Source organism: Metapseudomonas cellulosilytica, from assembly GCF_049334135.1.
Taxonomy (GTDB): Bacteria; Pseudomonadota; Gammaproteobacteria; order Pseudomonadales; family Pseudomonadaceae; genus Metapseudomonas.
Map to the genome: position 1 here is coordinate 128349 of NZ_JBHZGN010000007.1, position 19236 is coordinate 147584.

The 19236-nt window shown below is 65.0% G+C and carries 17 protein-coding genes; 6 read left to right on the plus strand and 11 right to left on the minus strand.

Annotated features, from left to right (window positions below; translation table 11 throughout):
• Positions 1 to 121 precede the first annotated feature (121 nt).
• The 6 genes from ACFW0H_RS11245 to gcl all read right to left on the minus strand — a co-directional run bounded on the left by ACFW0H_RS11245 (position 122) and on the right by gcl (position 7734).
• Entirely contained in the window at positions 122 to 1030 is a 909-nt protein-coding gene (locus ACFW0H_RS11245) for an urea transporter (RefSeq protein ID WP_422913983.1), read from the minus strand.
• A gap of 142 nt (positions 1031 to 1172) precedes the next feature.
• Positions 1173 to 2588, minus strand: coding sequence for a pyruvate kinase (gene pyk / locus ACFW0H_RS11250; RefSeq protein ID WP_422913984.1), 1416 nt, complete (start codon positions 2586 to 2588; stop codon positions 1173 to 1175).
• Positions 2585 to 3859, minus strand: coding sequence for a glycerate kinase type-2 family protein (locus ACFW0H_RS11255; RefSeq protein ID WP_422913985.1), 1275 nt, complete (start codon positions 3857 to 3859; stop codon positions 2585 to 2587). The genes pyk and ACFW0H_RS11255 overlap by 4 nt, the downstream gene beginning before the upstream one ends.
• 317 nt (positions 3860 to 4176) lie before the next feature.
• Positions 4177 to 5067 (minus strand): 2-hydroxy-3-oxopropionate reductase, encoded by an 891-nt coding sequence (locus tag ACFW0H_RS11260; protein WP_422913986.1) that lies wholly within the window; start codon positions 5065 to 5067, stop codon positions 4177 to 4179.
• Between the two features lie 16 nt (positions 5068 to 5083).
• Positions 5084 to 5866 (minus strand): hydroxypyruvate isomerase, encoded by a 783-nt coding sequence (gene hyi / locus ACFW0H_RS11265; RefSeq protein WP_422913987.1) that lies wholly within the window; start codon positions 5864 to 5866, stop codon positions 5084 to 5086.
• 92 nt (positions 5867 to 5958) lie between these two features.
• Positions 5959 to 7734, minus strand: coding sequence for a glyoxylate carboligase (gene gcl / locus ACFW0H_RS11270; protein WP_422913988.1), 1776 nt, complete (start codon positions 7732 to 7734; stop codon positions 5959 to 5961).
• Positions 7735 to 8096: 362 nt separating this feature from the next.
• Between gcl and ACFW0H_RS11275 the strand changes: the two genes are divergently transcribed.
• Positions 8097 to 8534, plus strand: a complete 438-nt coding sequence (locus ACFW0H_RS11275) for a GlcG/HbpS family heme-binding protein (RefSeq protein WP_422913989.1) — start codon at positions 8097 to 8099, stop codon at positions 8532 to 8534.
• Between the two features lie 221 nt (positions 8535 to 8755).
• Here the strand turns inward: ACFW0H_RS11275 and ACFW0H_RS11280 are convergent, their stop codons facing one another.
• Positions 8756 to 9385, minus strand: a complete 630-nt coding sequence (locus tag ACFW0H_RS11280; RefSeq protein ID WP_459077297.1) for a TetR/AcrR family transcriptional regulator — start codon at positions 9383 to 9385, stop codon at positions 8756 to 8758.
• Positions 9386 to 9587: 202 nt separating this feature from the next.
• Here ACFW0H_RS11280 and moaA point away from each other — a divergent pair, with 202 nt between their 5' ends.
• From moaA to ACFW0H_RS11305, 5 genes are all read left to right on the plus strand, one after another.
• Positions 9588 to 10583 carry a GTP 3',8-cyclase MoaA gene (gene moaA / locus ACFW0H_RS11285; protein ID WP_422913990.1) on the plus strand — a complete coding sequence of 332 codons (996 nt, stop codon included), beginning with the start codon at positions 9588 to 9590 and terminating at the stop codon, positions 10581 to 10583.
• 198 nt (positions 10584 to 10781) lie between these two features.
• Positions 10782 to 12140, plus strand: coding sequence for an 8-oxoguanine deaminase (locus tag ACFW0H_RS11290; protein ID WP_422913991.1), 1359 nt, complete (start codon positions 10782 to 10784; stop codon positions 12138 to 12140).
• Between the two features lie 101 nt (positions 12141 to 12241).
• Entirely contained in the window at positions 12242 to 13060 is an 819-nt protein-coding gene (locus ACFW0H_RS11295) for a substrate-binding periplasmic protein (protein WP_422913992.1), read from the plus strand.
• Positions 13061 to 13278: 218 nt separating this feature from the next.
• Positions 13279 to 13560 carry a hypothetical protein gene (locus tag ACFW0H_RS11300; protein ID WP_422913993.1) on the plus strand — a complete coding sequence of 94 codons (282 nt, stop codon included), beginning with the start codon at positions 13279 to 13281 and terminating at the stop codon, positions 13558 to 13560.
• Positions 13561 to 13682: 122 nt separating this feature from the next.
• Positions 13683 to 14492, plus strand: a complete 810-nt coding sequence (locus ACFW0H_RS11305) for an outer membrane protein OmpK (RefSeq protein ID WP_422913994.1) — start codon at positions 13683 to 13685, stop codon at positions 14490 to 14492.
• A 238-nt stretch (positions 14493 to 14730) separates the two neighbouring features.
• Here the strand turns inward: ACFW0H_RS11305 and ACFW0H_RS11310 are convergent, their stop codons facing one another.
• The 4 genes from ACFW0H_RS11310 to ACFW0H_RS11325 all read right to left on the minus strand — a co-directional run bounded on the left by ACFW0H_RS11310 (position 14731) and on the right by ACFW0H_RS11325 (position 19225).
• Positions 14731 to 15582: a nucleoside-binding protein gene (locus tag ACFW0H_RS11310; RefSeq protein WP_422913995.1), complete on the minus strand. Its 852-nt coding sequence runs from the start codon at positions 15580 to 15582 to the stop codon at positions 14731 to 14733.
• Between the two features lie 188 nt (positions 15583 to 15770).
• The gene (locus tag ACFW0H_RS11315) at positions 15771 to 17117 is read right to left on the minus strand and encodes a nucleobase:cation symporter-2 family protein (RefSeq protein ID WP_422913996.1); all 1347 of its coding nucleotides are present in this window, start codon (positions 17115 to 17117) and stop codon (positions 15771 to 15773) included.
• Between the two features lie 244 nt (positions 17118 to 17361).
• The gene (locus ACFW0H_RS11320) at positions 17362 to 18669 is read right to left on the minus strand and encodes a urate hydroxylase PuuD (protein WP_422913997.1); all 1308 of its coding nucleotides are present in this window, start codon (positions 18667 to 18669) and stop codon (positions 17362 to 17364) included.
• A 52-nt stretch (positions 18670 to 18721) separates the two neighbouring features.
• On the minus strand, positions 18722 to 19225 hold the full coding sequence (locus ACFW0H_RS11325) for an ureidoglycolate lyase (protein WP_422913998.1): 504 nt from the start codon (positions 19223 to 19225) through the stop codon (positions 18722 to 18724).
• Positions 19226 to 19236: the final 11 nt, after the last annotated feature.

Consider the following 19236-nt stretch of genomic DNA (forward strand, 5'->3'; position numbering starts at 1 on the left):
GGTAATCGGTGCGCGTGGCGCACCCTACGGTGGAGTCGGTAGCCCGGATGAAGTCCGGGTTTCGTACCTCTGGGATTCCCGATGGGCAGCCCTTCGGCCTGCTTGGCGAATGAATTCGCCCCTACAAGGTCCCTGAGGCCGCCCGCTTCGCCAGGCCCAGCATCCGCTTGGCCGCCAGCACCAGCCAGCAGGCGAGGATGAAGGGCGCGGTCATGGCTGGCAGGCCAATGGCCGCGAAGCCCGGCTGCAGCGTGACACCCAGCGCGATGCCCGCCAGCGCACACCAGGGGCGGCGGAAGTCCTTGCCCAGGGCCAGGGCGATCAGTGCCCCATTGAGGCTGAACAGCCCACCCAGCACCGCCTGCTCAGGCATGCCCTGGAGCAGCGCGAGGAGCAGGGCGAGGGTCGAACCCAGCAGCGCCCAGAGCGCAACCCGCCAGCCGGCGAGGAAGAGGGCGCCCAGCACCAGGGCCCCGGCCAGGGGCTGGTCGAGGAAGATGACCTGGCCGATGCCGCGCACGATCGCCAGCGGTGTGTCTACCCAGCCGGCTTGCAGGGTGGCGGCGGCGATGGACGAGGGCGCCAGCTCCAGCGGAGCGCCCAGGGCCAGTAGCAGCCAGCCGAGTCCGACGAAGGGCGAGGTGTAGGCCGGCAGCCAGTTGCGCTGCCGCACTGCTTTCAGCAGCGCATTGAGCAGCAGGCTGGACAGCCCGCTGGCACAGAAGATCAGCAGCGCCAGATAGAGCGAAGGTTCGAAACGGACGCTGAGCAGCAGGCCCAGCAGCACGCCGTTGTAGCCGTAGAGGCCGGCTTCGATGTCTTCGCGGGCGTAGCGCCGGCGCACGGCGGTGAGCCAGGCGGTGGCGCCGCCGAGCAATGCGCCGCCCAGCAGGCTCGGTGCGCCCACGGCGATGGCGAGCAGGATCAGCGCGCCGCAACCGGGATGGCGCTGGAGGAATATCTGGCTGAAGCCGTTCAACTGGGCGGAGGCCCAGTTGCGGACTTCGGGTCGTAGAGGCAGTCGATGCATGGCTGTTTGAAAAAAGAGGCGCCCCGGTAAAGGGGCGCCGACTAACTGGCAGTGGCCAGATGGGATGCTCAGGTCCGCCCGGCCTGGCCGGTGCGGGGAGCGCGGGTTCTCATCGGACCCCCGGCGCTCCGGGTAATTCACATCAAATCAGGGTTTCGATCCGCAGGCTGTTGGTACTGCCCGGCTGGCCGAAAGGCACGCCGGCGGTAATTACCACGGTATCGCCACGTTTCGCCATACCCTGGGCCTGGGCGATCTCCAGCGCAGTGCTGGTGACCTCCTCGACCTTGTGCAGGCGTTCATTGACGACCGAATAGATGCCCCAGGCCACAGTCAGACGACGCGCGGTGTTGAGATTCGGCGTGAGGCTGAGGATCGGCGCCTTGGGCCGCTCGCGGGAAGCGCGCAGGCTGGAGCTGCCGGACTCGGTGTAGTTCACCAGGGCGACCACCGGCAGGATGCTGCTGATGCGGCGGATGGCGCAGCTGATGGCGTCGGAGGCGGTGGCTTCGGCCTGTGGACGGCTGACGTCGAGCTGGCTCTGGAAGTCCGGGCCGTTCTCCACCTGGCGGATGATCTTGCTCATCATCTGCACGGTTTCCAGCGGGTAGTCGCCGGACGCGGTTTCGGCGGAGAGCATCACCGCATCGGTGCCTTCGGCCACGGCGTTGGCGACGTCGGTCACCTCGGCGCGGGTCGGGGCCGGGGAGAAGCGCATGGACTCCAGCATCTGGGTGGCTACCACCACCGGCCGGCCGAGCTGGCGACAGGTGCGGATGATGTCTTTCTGGATGCGCGGCACGTTCTCGGCCGGCACCTCGACGCCCAGGTCGCCGCGAGCCACCATGATGGCGTCGCACAGGCGGGCGATCTCTTCCAGGTGCACGACAGCGGACGGCTTCTCGATCTTGGCCATGAGGAAGGCGCGGCCCTTGATCAGCTCGCGGGCTTCGACGATGTCTTCGGGGCGCTGCACGAAGGACAGGGCCACCCAGTCCACGCCCAGGTCCAGGCCGAAGTCCAGGTCACGGCGGTCCTTGGCGGTCAGCGGGGAGAGCTGCAGCACCGCTTCCGGCACGTTGACGCCCTTGCGGTCGGACAGCTCGCCACCGGCGATGACCTTGGTCTCCACCGCGTCGGCATGCTTGGCGGTCACCTGCAGGCGCAGGCGGCCGTCGTCCAGCAGCAGGTTCATGCCCGGTTCCAGGGCTTCGATGATTTCGGGATGGGGCAGGTTGACCCGCTTGGCGTCGCCCGGGGTGGCGTCCAGGTCCAGACGGAAGGCCTGGCCGCGTTCGAGGTTGACCTTGCCATCGGCGAAGCGGCCTACGCGCAGTTTCGGGCCCTGCAGGTCCATGAGGATGCCGATGGGGTAGTTCAGCTGGCGTTCTACCTCACGCACCCACTGATAGCGCTGGGCGTGGTCGGCGTGCTCGCCGTGGCTGAAGTTCAGGCGGAAAAGGTTGACGCCGGCCTCCACCAGTTGGCGGATGTCGTCGATGCCTTTGATCGCCGGACCGAGGGTGGCGAGGATTTTTACTTTCTTGTCAGGCGTCATTTTTCAGGGCTCTCGAGGATCAGGATGGCGCGGAAGTCGTTCACGTTGGTGCGGGTCGGCTCGGTGACGATGAGATCACCGAGGGCGGCGAAGTACCCGTATCCGTTGTTGTTGTCCAGCTCATCGCTGGAAGAAAGCCCCTGCTTCGCGGCGCGGGAGTAGCTGCAGGGGGTCATGAAGGCGCCGGCGTTGTCTTCCGAACCGTCGATGCCGTCGGTATCCCCGGCCAGGGCGTAGACGCCCGGCAGGCCCTTGAGGGTGTTGGTCAGGCTCAGCAGGAACTCGGCGTTGCGCCCGCCGCGGCCGTTGCCGCGCACGGTCACGGTGGTCTCGCCGCCGGAGAGAATCACGCAGGGCGGCTTGATCGGCTGGCCGTGCAGCACCACCTGGCGGGCGATGCCGGCATGGACCTTGGCCACTTCGCGGGACTCGCCTTCCAGGTCGCCGAGGATCAGCGGGGTGAGGCCGGCGGCGCGCACTTTCTCGGCGGCGGCGTCGAGGGACTGCTGGGGTGTGGCGATCAGCTGGAAGTGGCTACGCGACAGGCACGGGTCGCCCGGCTTGACGGTTTCCGAGCGCGGGTCCTGCAGCCAGGCGCGGACGTGGGCCGGTACCTCGATCTCGTAGCGGGCGAGGATGGCCAGGGCCTCGGCGGAGGTGGTCGGGTCGGCCACGGTCGGGCCGGAGGCGATGACGGTGGCCTCGTCGCCAGGCACGTCGGAAATGGCGTAGGTGTAAACGGTGGCCGGCCAGCAGGCCTTGGCCAGGCGGCCGCCCTTGATCGCCGAGAGGTGCTTGCGCACGCAGTTCATCTCGGAGATGGAGGCGCCGGACTTCAGCAGGGCCTTGTTGATCGCCTGCTTGTCCTTGAGGGTCAGGCCTTCGGCGGGCAGGGCCAGCAGAGAGGAGCCGCCGCCGGAGAGCAGGAAGATCACCCGGTCGGATTCGGACAGCCCGCTGACCAGCTTGAGCACGCGCTGGGCGGTTTCCAGGCCGGCGGCATCGGGCACCGGGTGCGCGGCTTCCACCACTTCGATCTTCTTGCAGTCGGCGCCGTGGCCGTAGCGGGTCACCACCAGTCCGGAGATCTCGCCCTGCCATTCGCGTTCGATCACTTCGGCCATGGCGGCGGCGGCCTTGCCGGCGCCGATGACGATGACGCGGCCGGAGCGGTCGGCAGGCAGGTGGTCGGCCAGGACCTGGCGCGGGTGGGCGGCGGCGATGGCGGTGGCGAACAGGTCGCCCAGGAAGGCTTTGGGATCGAGGGACATGGCTGGCTCCAGGTGGCCGGATGCTTCTTGCAGGACGGCGTGCCGGCGAGCGGCGTCGCCGGGCGTATGTGGCCGATTTCAGTCCCGAACCGCCGCGCACGGCGGCTCGGGACTGGAATCGACCTTCCTGGACCTTGGCGCCGTGTCACCGCGGACCAGGAGGGTCGAAAGGGGCCCACCGGCAAGGTCGGGCTTTGGTAGGTTGGTGCCGAGCCTGCGAGGCCCAACGATCGGAGCTGCCGGCTCAATGTTGGGCTTCGCTTCGCTCTGCACCGACCTACGGGGTATTCCAGCTCAACCTTGCAGTGGGTAACGCATCACTCCTCGCGAATCGAGAAGTTGGCCATGTGCTCCAGGCCCTTGATCAGGGCGGAGTGGTCCCAGTTGCTGCCGCCGATGGCCGCGCAGGTGCTGAACACTTGCTGGGCATTGGCGGTGTTCGGCAGGTTCAGGCCCAGTTCGCGGGCGCCGGACAGTGCCAGGTTCAGGTCCTTCTGGTGCAGGCTGATGCGGAAGCCCGGATCGAAGGTGCCCTTGATCATACGCTCGCCGTGGACTTCGAGGATCTTCGAGCCGGCGAAACCACCCATCAGCGCCTCGCGCACCTTGGCCGGGTCGGCGCCGTTCTTGGCGGCGAACAGCAGGGCTTCGGCGACGGCCTGGATGTTCAGGGCGACGATGATCTGGTTGGCCACCTTGGCGGTCTGGCCGTCGCCGTTGGCCCCGACGCGGGTGATGTTCTTGCCCATGGCCTGGAACAGCGGCAGGGCGCGTTCGAAGGCATTCGGGCAGCCACCGACCATGATGCTCAGGGTCGCGGCCTTGGCACCCACTTCACCGCCGGATACCGGGGCGTCCAGGTAGGCGGCGCCGGTGGCCTTGATCTTCTCGGCGAAGGTCTTGGTGGCGGACGGGGAGATGGAACTCATGTCGATCACCACCTTGCCGGCGCCAACGCCTTCGGCCACGCCGTCCTTGCGGAACAGGACGTCTTCGACCTGGGGGGTGTCTGGAACCATGATGATGATGAACTCGGCTTCCTGGGCCACTTCCTTCGGGTTGGCCAGGCCGACGCCGTTGTCGCCCAGCAGGTCAGCCGGAGCCTTGTCGAAGTGTTCGGAGAAGAACAGGGTGTGGCCGGCTTTCTGCAGGTTCTGAGCCATGGGCTTGCCCATGATGCCGGTGCCGATGAATCCGATCTTGGCCATGTTGAATACCTCGTTCTTAGATGGCGTTATGGGTTTTCAGCCAGCCCAGGCCGGCGACGGTGGTGGTGGCCGGCTTGTATTCACAGCCGATCCAGCCCTGGTAGCCGATGCGGTCCAGATGCTGGAAGAGGAAGCGGTAATTGATCTCGCCAGTGCCCGGCTCGTTGCGGCCCGGGTTGTCGGCGAGCTGCACATGGTTGATCGCGGCGAGGTTGGACTCGACGGTGCGCGCCAGGTCTCCTTCCATGATCTGCATGTGGTAGATGTCGTACTGCAGGAACAGGTTGGCGCTGCCGACCTTCTCGCGGATGGCCAGGGCCTGCTGGGTGTTGTTCAGGTAGAAGCCGGGGATGTCGCGGGTGTTGATGGCTTCCATCACCAGCTTGATGCCGGCGGCCTCGAGCTTCTCGGCGGCGAACTTGAGGTTCTCGACGAAGGTCTGCTCGATGGTTGCGCAGTCGTAGCCTTGCGGGCGGATGCCGGCCAGGCAGTTGATCTGGGTATTGCCCAGCACCTTGGCGTAGGCGATGGCCTTGTCGACGCCGGCGCGGAACTCTTCCACGCGATCGGGGTGGCAGGCGATGCCACGTTCACCCTTGCCCCAGTCGCCGGCGGGCAGGTTGAACAGCACCTGTGTAAGCGCATTGGCGTCCAGGCGGGCGCGGATTTCCTCGACCGGGAAATCATAGGGAAACAGGTATTCGACACCACTGAAACCGGCTTCGGCGGCAGCGGCGAAACGGTCCAGGAAGTCCACTTCGGTGAACAGCATGGACAGGTTGGCGGCAAAACGGGGCATGAATGTCTCCTTCTGGTTCCCTTCTCCCGCGAGCGGGAGAGGGGAGGTGAAAGCCCCTCTCCCACCACGAACGGGAGAGGGGAAGACGGCAATCAATCCAGCAGCGAGATGGCGGTCGGGGCGTCGGCGCCGGTCAGGGCCAGTTCCTCGAACTCGTTGATCGCGTTGATCTCGGTACCCATGGAGATGTTGGTGACACGCTCCAGGATGACCTCGACCACGACCGGTACGCGGAACTCTTCCATCAGCTGCTTGGCCTTGGCGAAAGCGGCTTGCAGGTCGTTGGCGTCGTGCACGCGGATCGCCTTGCAGCCCAGGCCCTCGACCACCGCGACGTGATCCACGCCGTAGCCGTTGAGTTCCGGTGCGTTGACGTTCTCGAAGGACAGCTGCACGCAGTAGTCGATCTCGAAGCCACGCTGTGCCTGGCGGATCAGGCCCAGGTAGGAGTTGTTCACCAGCACGTGGATGTAGGGCAGGTTGAACTGCGCACCTACGGCCAGCTCTTCGATCATGAACTGGAAGTCATAGTCGCCGGACAGGGCCACGACCGGACGGGTCGGGTCGGCCTTGACCACGCCCAGGGCTGCCGGAACGGTCCAGCCCAGCGGGCCCGCCTGGCCACAGTTGATCCAGTGGCGCGGCTTGTACACGTGCAGGAACTGGGCGCCGGCGATCTGCGACAGACCGATGGTGCTGACGTAGCAGGTGTCCTTGCCGAAGAACTCGTTCATCTCTTCGTACACGCGCTGCGGCTTGACCGGCACGTTGTCGAAGTGGGTCTTGCGCTGCAGGGTGCGCTTGCGCTCGCGGCAGGACTCGACCCAGGCGCTGCGGTCCTTCAGCTTGCCGGCGGCCTTCCACTCGCGGGCGACTTCGAGGAAGGCGTCCAGTGCGGAACCGGCGTCGGAGACGATGCCGAGGTCCGGGGTGAACACGCGGCCGATCTGGGTCGGTTCGATGTCCACGTGGATGAAGCGGCGACCCTTGGTGTAGACGTCGACGGAACCGGTGTGGCGGTTGGCCCAGCGGTTGCCGATGCCGAACACCAGGTCGGATTCCAGCATGGTGGCGTTGCCGTAGCGGTGCGAGGTCTGCAGACCGCACATGCCGGCCATCAGCGGGTGGTCATCGGGGATGGTGCCCCAGCCCATCAGGGTCGGGATGACCGGTACGCCGGTGATTTCAGCGAACTCGACCAGCTTGGCGGAGGCGTCGGCGTTGATGATGCCGCCACCGGCGACCAGCAGCGGGCGCTCGGCGTCGTTCAGCATGGCCAGGGCCTTCTCGGCCTGGATGCGGCTGGCGGACGGCTTCTGTACCGGCAGCGGCTGGTAGGCGTCGATGTCGAATTCGATCTCGGCCATCTGCACGTCGAACGGCAGGTCGATCAGCACCGGGCCGGGGCGGCCACTGCGCATCTCAAAGAAGGCCTTCTGGAAGGCGTAGGGCACCTGGCCCGGCTCCAGAACGGTGGTCGCCCACTTGGTCACCGGCTTGACGATGCTGGTGATGTCGACGGCCTGGAAGTCTTCCTTGTGCAGGCGTGCACGAGGAGCCTGGCCGGTGATGCAGAGGATCGGGATGGAGTCGGCGGATGCCGAGTACAGGCCGGTGACCATGTCGGTGCCGGCGGGGCCGGAGGTGCCGATGCAGACGCCGATGTTGCCCGGGTTGGTACGGGTATAGCCCTCGGCCATGTGCGAGGCGCCTTCGACGTGACGGGCCAGTACATGGTCAACGCCGCCGATCTTGTTCAGGGCCGCGTACAGCGGGTTGATGGCAGCGCCGGGGATGCCGAACGCGGTGTCGATGCCTTCGCGGCGCATCACCAGGACGGCAGCCTCGATTGCTCTCATTTTGGCCATGTTTTGTGCCTCTTTCTTGTGAAGATTGTATACAAGCGTCGTGGCTGGATTCTATGCAGCAGCTGACTGATGGGTCAAGGCCATTCGTGAGGTCAAAGGTCGCAGGGTGGCGACTCTTTTGAAACGCCCGTTTCATGGGGGTCTCAACGTATGGTCAGAACGCTGACGAGCACACTGTATACAAAAAATAGTGTGATTGTATCTATGTGTTGATTTTTTTGTGTTCGGTGGGATAGTGGTCTACAGCTTTCGGATGCGTCGCAGGACGGGCTGGAAAATGCCCGCATGGCCGTAGGGCTTTCTGTAGCCCAGGCCCGGACGACGCCGCACATGGTTCAACCACTCACGAGGAACGCTTGAAAATGACCACCCTGACCCTGGAAACCGCTGTGAGCATTTCCAACCACGCCCTGGCCACTGGCCGGGAGCTGCGCACGGCGCCGCTGACCATCGCCGTGCTGGATGCCGGCGGGCACCTGATCACCCTGCAGCGCGAGGATGGCGCCAGCATGCTTCGTCCGCAGATCGCCATCGGCAAGGCCTGGGGCGCCGTGGCCCTGGGCAAGGGTTCGCGCCTGATCGCCGCCGACGCCCAGCAGCGCCCGGCCTTCATCGGTGCGGTGAACAACCTGGCCGATGGCAACCTGGTGCCGGCACCGGGTGGTGTGCTGATCCGCGATGGTCAGGGGCAGGTGATCGGTGCCATCGGCATCAGTGGCGACACCTCGGACATCGACGAGCAGTGCGCGGTGAGCGCGGTGGAAGCGGCCGGCCTGAAGGCGGACGCCGGCGCGGCCTGATGCTTGATGGGGGCCGCTGCGCGGCCCTCAGCGAATGAATTCGCCCCCGCAGGGAGTGGGGCGAATCTCATTTGTGGGGGGCGAAACGTATTTTGTAGGGGCGAATTCATTCGCCAAGCAGTCCGAAGGGCTGCCCAATCCGGTTGTTGGTGTGGAGAGAAGGACGGCTGGGGCTGCTGCGCAGCCCCTGGCGAATGAATTCGCCCCTACAGGGAGACGCCTCAGGCGCTCTTCGCCCGAGCCTTCTCCTCAACCTCGCAACCCTTGATCACCAGGCGGATGATGGTTTCCGCCGCGGCGTCGTAATCGGCATCGCTGAGCGCGGATTTGCCGGTGACGGTGGAAATCTGCCAGTCGAAGTCGGCGTAGGTCTGGGTCGCGGCCCAGATGCTGAACAGCAGGTGGTGGGGGTCGACCTTGGCCATCAGGCCCTGGTCGATCCAGCTCTGGATGCACTCGATGTTGTGCTTGGCCTGCAGGTTCAACTGCTCGGTCTGCTCGCTGGAAAGGTGCGGAGCGCCATGCATGATCTCGCTGGCGAACACCTTGGAGGCGTAGGGCAGATCGCGGGAGATGCGGATCTTCGAGCGGATGTAGGCGGTCAGCACCTCAAAGGGATGGCCGGCCTTGTTGAAGGGCGCGGAGGCCTGCAGGAGCGGCTCGACGATACTCTCCAACACCTCGCGGTAGAGGTTCTCTTTCGACTTGAAGTAGTAGTAGACGTTGGGCTTGGGCAGGCCGGCCTTGGCCGCGATGTCGCTCGTCTTGGTGGCGGCGAACCCTTTGTCGGCGAATTCCTCGCTGGCCGCGCGCAGGATCAGGTCTCTGTTGCGCTCGCGAATGCTGCTCACATCGGCTCCTTGTTTGGCTCACCGAAGCGCCAGGAAGGCCGGCCGGCGAGAGGTCGGGCATGTTAGCACCGGGTTTGCGGGACCCTCAAGCGAGCCCCCTGGATGAATTTCCTGTATACAAAGTTTTTCGATTCTGTTTCCATTCGGCATCCGTCCATGTCACCGGAGCCCTGTCCGGTGCGTGTTGCGGCAGACTTCACCCATGCAAGACAACCACTTGCTCGACCCCTTCGGGCGTCGAATTTCCTATCTGCGCCTCTCGGTCACCGACCGGTGCGACTTCCGTTGCACCTATTGCATGAGCGAGGACATGGTCTTCGCTCCCCGGGCGCAGATCCTCAGCCTCGAGGAGCTGTATGCCGTCGCCGATGCGTTCATCGGCCTGGGTGTCAGGCGCATCCGCATCACCGGCGGCGAGCCGCTGGTGCGCAAGGGCCTGACCTCGTTGCTTTCCCGCCTCGGTGCCCGCAGCGAACTCGAGGACCTGGCCATCACCAGCAACGGTTCCCAGCTCGGGCACATGGCGGCCGGGTTGCGCGCGGCTGGCGTGACCCGCCTGAACATCAGCCTCGACTCCCTGCGGCGCGAGCGTTTCGCCGCTTTCACCCGCCGCGACCGCCTCGACCAGGTGCTGGCCGGAATCGAGGCCGCACGGGCGGCGGGGTTCCGCCGCATCAAGCTGAACACCGTGGTGCAGAAGGGACGCAACGACGACGAGGTCGAGGACCTGGTGGCCTTCGCGGTGGAGCGCGGGCTGGACATCAGTTTCATCGAGGAAATGCCGCTCGGCAGCATCTCCAGCCATGAGCGCAAGGTCACCCTCTGCACCTCGGAAGAGGTGCGCGAGCGGCTGGAACAGCGCTTCCGGTTGCTGCCCAGCAGCTACCGCACCGGCGGGCCCTCGCGCTACTACCAGGTGGTCGGCAGCGATAGCCAGGTCGGCTTCATCTCACCCCACAGCCGCAACTTCTGTGGCGACTGCAACCGCGTGCGGGTCACCGCCGAAGGCAAGCTGGTGCTTTGCCTCGGCCACGAGGGCGCGCTGGACCTCAAGGCGCTGATCCGCCGCCATCCCGGTGATGACGAGCGGCTCCGCGCGGCGCTGATCGATGCCCTCAGGCTCAAGCCCGAACGGCACCACTTTGAAGCTGATTCGCAGGTTCAAGTAGTCCGCTTCATGAGCATGACCGGCGGCTGATCGAGGCCCCTGGGTTAGCCCTGGCTGCGTTGCTTCATCTCGCCGTAGGAAACCTACTGTCTTCGATGAAGCGCCTTGCCATGGCGTCCCCAGGAACCTCGATCCCTTTCTGACCAGTTTTCGTAGGGTGCGCCGTGCGCACCGAAATTTTCCTGCCCGCAATCCGGTGCGCATGGCGCACCCAACAAGGAGCCCCGAATGGCCAAGACACTCTTGATCAAGAACGCCGACCTGCTGGTGACCATGGACGGCCAGCGCCGGGAAATCCGGCAGGGCGGGATGTTCATCGAAGACAATCGCATCAAACAGGTCGGCCCGAGCGCCGAGCTGCCGCAGACCGCCGACGAGGTGCTGGATATGACCGGCAAGATCGTCATTCCCGGCCTGATCAACACTCACCACCACATGTACCAGAGCCTTACCCGCGTGGTGCCGGCGGCCCAGGATGGCGAGCTGTTCAACTGGCTGACCAACCTCTACCCGATCTGGGCGCGGCTGACCCCGGAGATGATCCAGGTCTCCACCCAGACCGCCATGGCCGAGCTGATCCTGTCCGGCTGCACCACGTCCAGCGACCACCTCTACATCTACCCCAACGGCTGCAAGCTGGACGACAGCATCCATGCCGCCAAGGAGATCGGCATGCGCTTCCACGCCGCGCGCGGCAGCATGAGCGTCGGCCGCAGCCAGGGCGGCCTGCCGCCGGACTCGGTGGTGGAAAAGGAAGCGGACATCCTCAAGGAATCCCAGCGCCTGATCGAGGACTACCACGATGCCGCCCACGGTTCGATGCTGCGCGTGGTGGTGGCGCCGTGCTCGCCCTTCTCGGTGAGTCGCGACCTGATGCGCGAGGCCGCGGTGCTGGCGCGCCAGTACGGCGTGTCGCTGCACACCCACCTCGCCGAAAACGTCAACGACATCGCCTACAGCCGCGAGAAGTTCGGCATGACCCCGGCCGAGTACGCCGAGGACCTGGGCTGGGTCGGCCATGATGTCTGGCACGCCCACTGCGTGCAGCTGGACGAGCACGGTATCGAGCTGTTCGCCCGCACCGGCACCGGGGTCGCCCATTGCCCCTGCTCGAACATGCGCCTGGCCTCGGGCATCGCCCCGGTACGGCGCATGCGCGATGCCGGCGTGCCGGTGGGGCTGGGGGTGGACGGTTCTGCTTCCAACGATGGCGCCAGCATGATCGGCGAAGTACGCCAGGCGCTGCTGTTGCAGCGGGTCGGCTTCGGCCCCGATGCCATGACCGCCCGCGAGGCCCTGGAAATCGCCACCCTGGGCGGCGCCAAGGTGCTCAACCGCGATGATGTCGGCGCCCTGGCGCCGGGTATGGCGGCGGACTTCGTCGCCTTCGACCTCAACCACATCGCCTATGCCGGCGCCTTGCACGACCCGCTGGCGGCGCTGGTGTTCTGCACCCCGACCCATGTCTCCACCAGCGTGATCAACGGCAAGGTGGTGGTGCGTGACGGCCAGATCGTCACCGTCGACCTGCCGCTGGTGCTGGAGCGCCACAACCGTCTGGCGCGGCAACTGGTGTCGGGCGAGTAACACCTGCAGGAGTCAGCTTGCTCGCGAAAAACTGGCGCATGCCCGTACGTGAGCAAGCTCGTTCCTGCCTGTCAGTACCCCAAGAAAACAAGGAGAAGGTAATGAAGCCTCAGGTTTTCGGCTGGCTGGCTGCCGGCCTGTTGTCCGCGAATGGCGCCCTGGCGCAGACCTATGTGATCGGAGTGGAGAGGCAGTCCTTCCAGCCCCACTACTGGGTCAACGATCAGGGCCAATACCAGGGCTTCGCCCGCGACCTGCTGGACCTGTTCGCCCGCGAGGCCGGGCTGGATATCCAGTACCAGCCATTGCCGGTCAACCAGCTCACCCGACACCTGCTCAATGGCAGTGTCGATTTCAAGTATCCGGACCATCCGAACTGGGCGCCCGACCTGAAGGTCGGCAAGGCCATCACCTACAGCGCCCCGGTGGTGGAGTACGTGGATGGCGTGCTGGTGGCGCCCAAGCGGCAGGGCAGCGGTGTCGACCAGCTCGGTCGCCTGGCGGTGGTGGATGGCTGGACGCCCTGGGCCTACCAGGCGCGCATCGAGGCCGGCCAGACCCGGCTGGTGCACAGCGCCGACCTGGGCGAGATGATCAAGCAGGCGATGAAGCAGCAGGCCGATGGCGCGTACTACAACGTGGTGGTCGCCACCTACTACCTCGACAACATCCGGGCCCGTCCCGGCGCCCTGGTGTTCGACCCGAAGCTGCCCCACACCCGCGGCACCTTCAACCTTTCAAGCCTCAGGTATCCGGAGCTGGTGGCGCGCTTCGACCGCTTCCTCGCCGAGCACCGGCAGGAGGTGGACGCCCTCAAGGCCCGCTATCAGGTGGAAGCCAACCTGGACTCCGAGTACCTCGGCATGGAGCAGTGGAAGGTGGATTTCCTCAAGCGGCAGAAGGAGAAGGCCAATCCCTGAGCAGGCCGTCCCAGAGCCGTCCGGAAGCTTTATCCGGTCAAACGGCTGGGGATTTTGTACACAATCCTGAAAGAAACTGTTGTTTGTGATGTTCACAACGTGTATATAGTTCGAAAAATCCTGACCGCCAGATCAGCTTTTTCAGAAGCAACTGCATGGGGTGTCCATCTCCACCCTGTAAGCCCACGACCGAAAACAACAATAGGCAGGCTTTACCCATGAGTTCGTTCGACATTTCCGGGGCTCGCCCCGAACGCCATCGCCTGGATGACGCCCTTGCGTCCTGGCGCTACTGCGCGGGCTGCGCCCGACAGCGACCCGGCATGGCCACCTTTGCTCCGCAGGCATCGGCAAACGCTGCTACCGGCGCCATTGAATTCGATTTCCCGACTTCCATCATCGAGGTTCTGTCGAACCTCCTGGACGCAGCCGAACAGCGCAATGCTGAAGACAGCCCGTCCGGCGCCGCCCGCCACTCTCGCCTCGGCCTGACCGGCTGACGCGCGGCGCGCGCAACCCCCTCCAAAGCCGACTCCATCAGCAGCCTGCCTCGACCCCGAGGCGGGCTCCGGGTGGGCGCGGGACGGAAAAACCTGAAACCCACTACAACAAGGGAACAACCATGAATGCCAAGTATCTGCCGCACTGCCTCGCCCTCACGACCGGAATGCTCGCGGGCGGCCAGGCCATTGCCGGTGACCTGCTGTTCTGGCAGAACAACAGCCTGACCTACCTCTACGGCCAGAACTACAAGATCAACCCGGAGATCCAGCAGACCGTGACCTTCGAGCACGCGGACGGTTGGAAGTACGGCGATAACTTCTTCTTCCTGGACAAGATCTTCTACAACGGCGACAAGGACCCCCTGGTCGGCGACAACACCTATTACGGCGAATTCCAGCCGCGCCTGTCCTTCGGCAAGATCTTCGACCAGAAGATCCAGTTCGGACCGGTGACCGACGTACTGCTGGCCATGACCTACGAGTTCGGCGAAGGCGATGTCGAGTCCTACCTGATCGGCCCGGGCTTCGACCTGGCCATCCCCGGCTTCGACTACTTCCAGGTCAACTTCTACAACCGCCAGACCGATGGCAGCCGCCCGGGCGACGACGTCTGGCAGATCACCCCGGTGTGGAGCTACACCATCCCGGTGGGCAATTCCGACATTCTGATCGACGGCTTCATGGACTGGGTGGTGGACAACGACGAGAACGACCGCGGCACCTACCACGCCAACCTGCACTTCAACCCGCAGGTGAAGTACGACCTGGGCAAGGCCATGGGCTGGGGCGAGAAGCAGCTCTACGTCGGCTTCGAGTACGACTACTGGAAGGACAAGTACGGCATCGACAGCGAGAGCTTCCTCGGCGACGAGATCCTCGACGGCACCGACCAGAACACCGCCAGCCTGCTGGTCAAGGCACACTTCTGATCCGACGGGAAAAAGACCGGGGGAAGACACTCCATGTCTTCCCTGCGGTTGGAAGGGGAGGTGGAACATGTCTGTTCCTGTAGGGGCGAATTCATTCGCCAAGGGCCGCGCAGCGCCCCCCAGCCAGGCAGTGTGCCGTGGGCCGGGGGCAGGCCGTTGGCCTGCTTGGCGAATGAATTCGCCCCTACAGATGAGGTCATGCGATCACGAGCAGGCCCGTCTTGCGGCGGGCCAAGGCTCAGAAGCTGATTTCCATGTTCACCGTCGGCGTCGAGGTGCGGCTGCCGCGGCCGCCGTCCACGCCGAACTTGTTGTGCCAGTACTCGTAGCCCACGCCCAGCCAGAGGTTCGGCTTGCGCTTGGCGCCGGGGAAGGTGGCCACCATCAGCGAGGTGCGCATCAGGGTTTCCGGTGCGGTGTCCTTGTCGAAATAGTCTTCACCCTTCTCGCCGACATAGTTGACGAAGCCCTGGAACTTGGCGTCGTGGTCGCCCAGCTGGAAGGGCTTGAGCCAGGTCAGGTTGACCATGTAGGTGGTGTCGAAGGTGTGGTCCGGGTGCTTGGCCCCGGGAATGCCCGAGTGGTTCTTCTCGCGGTAGTAGAACAGGCTCAGGTCGAGGACGCCGGCGCCGTTGAACTTCAGCGTCGGGCCGAATACCAGGGCACGCTTCTTGGCCGACGCGCGGTTGTTGTTGCGGTTGGCGTCGAAGCCGAAGGTGAAGGCGTAGTCCTTCACCAGGCCGGTGCCCAGCGGCTGGTCGAACACCCGCGAAGCGAACAGTTGGTGCCGGTACACCGCGTAGACCTCGCTGCCGCCGTGATCGGTGCCCTTGCGCGGGTCGCGGCTGTCGGAGAGGAACACGTCCAGGTTGAAGAAGTTGCTGCCGTAGCGGTACCCATCAGCGTGGGTGAAGCTGTAGATGCGCTTGGCGAACTTGTCCGGATTGTTCGGGTTGGTGAACTGCTGGCCGTAGCGGAAGCCGACGCTGTTGTTCATCCATTCGAAGACTTTGCCCTGTTCAGCGGCAAAGCCCGCTGGGCTGGTGGCGAGCAAAGCGGCGCCAAGCGCCAGGCTGGGGTAGCGAAGCATTCAGGTTTTCCTTCTTGTTGTATTTCTGAAATCACGCCGGGACCTGCACGGAGTCTCCGCGTGGCCGGAATGGTCGTGCGCAGCGCACGGCCGGGTACCTGGGGCAGGGTTAAAAGAGCCCGCCGGGTAGGCGGGCTATGGAGTTCCGGACAAACCTCTTGGGTTCAGCCGGATGGGAGCGAATTCGTTCAGTGGGCAGCGCACTGCCGGCTGCGTTCCTTCTCGCCGAGGATGTTGAACAGCAGGTTGAGGGTGAGGGCGCTGACCGTGGCCATGGCGATGCCGCTGTGGGTGATGGGCTCCATCCAGTGCGGCAAGTGGGCGAAGAGCTCGGGACGCACCACCGGGGCCATGCCCATGCCGATGCTCACGGCCACCAGCAGCTGATTGCGCCGGTCGGTGATGTCCGCTTCGTGAAGGATCTTGATGCCGGTGGCGGCCACCATGCCGAACATGGCGATGCCGGCGCCGCCAAGCACCGCGGGCGGGATGGAGGCGACCAGGAATGCAGCTTTCGGCATCAGGCTGAGGCCGATCAGGAAGCCGCCTGCCGCCACCGTCACATAACGGCTGCGCACGCCGGTCATCTGCACCAGGCCGATGTTCTGGGCGAAGGACGAATGGGTGAAGGTGTTGAAGAACCCCGCCAGGAAGGAGGCGCCGGCGTCGCACATCAGGCCGCGGCGCAGGGCGTTGGGGCAGATCTCGCGGCCGGTGATCTTGCCCAGGGCAAGGAACATGCCGGTGGACTCGACGAAGATGATCACCACCACCAGGCACATCGACAGCACCGAGGCCAGCTCGAACTTCGGCGCCCCGAAATGCAGCGGCTCCACCACCTGGAACCAGGGTGTCTGGTCCAGGCCGTTGAGGTCGACCATGCCGCAGGCGCCGGCCAGGGCGTAGCCCAGGGCCATGCCGATCAGCACCGAGACATTGACCCAGAAACCCTTGAGGAAGCGATTTACCAGCAGGATCGTACCCAGCACCAGGGCGGCGATGGCGAGGTACTCCAGGGCGCCGAACTGGGTGGCCTGGTTGCCACCGCCGGCCCAGTTGACCGCCACCGGAAACAGGCTGAGGCCGATGGAGGTGATCACGGTGCCGGTCACCAGGGGCGGGAAGAAGCGCACGATGCGCGACATGAAGGGGGCGAGCAGCAGGCCGAAGGCGCCAGCGGCGATGGTGGCGCCGAAGATGCCCTGGATGCCGACGCCGGGCATCCCGGCCATCACCACCATGCTGCCGACGGCGGCGAAGCTGGCGCCCATCATCACCGGCATGCGGATGCCCACCGGGCCGATGCCCATGGACTGCACGATGGTGGCGATGCCGGCGACCAGCAGGTCGGCATTGATCAGGAAGGCGATTTCTTCACGGGAGAGACCGGCGGCCTGGCCGACGATCAGGGGTACGGCAACAGCACCACCGTACATCAGCAGGACATGCTGGATACCGACGAGCAGCAATTGCATCAGGGGCAGGCGCTGGTCAGCGGGCGAAAGGGCGATTTCTCGCTCTGTCGGAGTGGTCATGCAACACCTCGGGCGATTTTTTTCTTGTAAGTCGCTTGGCAACGCCGCACCTCGTGGGTGCGGTATGCCGGGTATTCATGTTGCGGGCCGGGTGGGTGCACCCGGCCTGGGTACTGCCTGGAAGAAAAAAAGCCCGCCTGGGGGCAGGCTTAAGAGCGGACGGTGCTTGGGGTCACCGCCCGCCGTGGTCTTGCGCGGGGGCTGAAGACCACTGCGCCGGGTCTTCAGTCCCCTGGGGAACGGCTCAGTTGGTCTTCGCTCCCTGGGCGATCCAGCGACCGATCAGGTCACGCTCTTCCTGGGTCATCTGGGTGATGTTGCCCAGCGGCATGATCTGGCTGGCGACTGCCTGGGCCTGGATCTTCGGGGCGAGCATCTGGATCTGCTGCGGGGTGTCGAACATCACGCCGCCCGGGGCCGAGGTGAACATCGGGCTGGTGGGCTTGGCGGAGTGGCAGACGGCGCAGCGTTCCTTGATCACGCTGTGGACCTTGTCGAAGCTGGTGCCCGCAGCGCTGGCCTGGGCCGGTTGCGCGGGAGCGGCAGCCGGTGCGGCAGCCTGGGGCTTGCTCTCGGTGCCAGCCGGTGCAGCGCTGGTGGTGGGCGCGGCCTGCTCCTGGTGGGCGGGTTCCACGGCAAGGCTCGGTTCGGCGGCCTTGTAGTTCGGCGCGGTGACGAAGGCCAGGCAGATCATGCCCAGGGCGCCGGCCGGCAGGGTCCAGGCAAACTTGTTGCTGTCGTGGCGGGTGTTGAAGTAGTGGCGCACCAGCACTGCGATCACCGCGATCCCGGCCAGGATCAGCCAGTTGTACTGGCTGCCGTAGGTGCTCGGGAAGTGGTTGCTGATCATGATGAACAGCACCGGCAGGGTGAAGTAGTTGTTGTGGCGCGAGCGCAGCAGGCCCTTGGCCGGCAGCACCGGGTCGGGGGTGCGGTTCTCTTCGATCGCCTTAACCAGGGCACGCTGGGCCGGCATGATGATGCGGAACACGTTGCCGACCATGATGGTGCCGATCAGCGCGCCGACGTGGATGTAGGAACCACGGCCGCTGAACACATGGGTGAAGCCCCAGGCGGCGCCGACCACCAGCACGAACAGCACCAGGCCGAGCAGGGCGGGGGTCTTGCCCAGCGGCGAGTCGCAGAGGAAGTCGTAGATGAACCAGCCTGCGACCAGCGAGCCGATGCCGATGGCGACGGCGGCAGCCGGGGAGATGTCCACGCCGGGGGCGATCAGGTACAGGCTCGGATTCAGGTAGAACACCACGGTCAGCAGGGCGACGCCCGACAACCAGGTGAAATAGGCTTCCCATTTGAACCAGTGCAGGTTGTCCGGCATTTTCGGCGGGGCGAGCTTGTATTTCTCCAGGTGGTAGATGCCGCCACCGTGGATGGCCCAGAGGTCACCCGACAACCCTTCGCGAGGGTTGGAACGATTGAGGTTGTTCTCGAGCCAGACGAAATAGAACGACGCGCCGATCCAGGCGATGCCGGTGATCATGTGAACCCAGCGAATGCCCAGGTTCAGCCATTCGGTCAGATGTGCTTCCACAGTTGTAACCTCTTTCCCGCCGACCGGCACGCCGATCGTTGGGCTTCTCTTATTAGTGGTGGGGATCGAGGAGGAGCTGCTCGTCCTCGGTGAAGTAATGCTCATCGCAGTTGTTGCCAGAACCGCTGCGATCAACCACCAGGAAGTCATCCCGCTTTTCGATCGTCAGCACCGGGTGGTGCCAAACGCCGCGATGGTAATTAACGCCCTGCCTGCCATTGGAGATGAAGGCACGGACCAAGCCCGGTACAGGTACATCGCCAAGTGGCGCGACCACGACCAGAAAGGGGTTGCCGAGCAGCGGAATGAAGGCCTGGCTGCCCAGCGGATGTCGTTCAAGCATGCGGATGCGCAGGGGCATCTCGAGGGATTCGGCACTGAAGATGCTGATGATCGCCTTGTCGTCCGGCTGCGCGGTCTCGACCGTGGCCAGCTTGTGGTAACGGCGGGTGGAGCCGTTGTTGATCATGAAGTAGTCGCTGCCGTCGGTTTCGATGACGTCGCCGAAGGGGGCGAAGGCTTCTTTGGTCAGGGGCTCGATCTTCAGGGTGCGCATGGCTGTTCTAC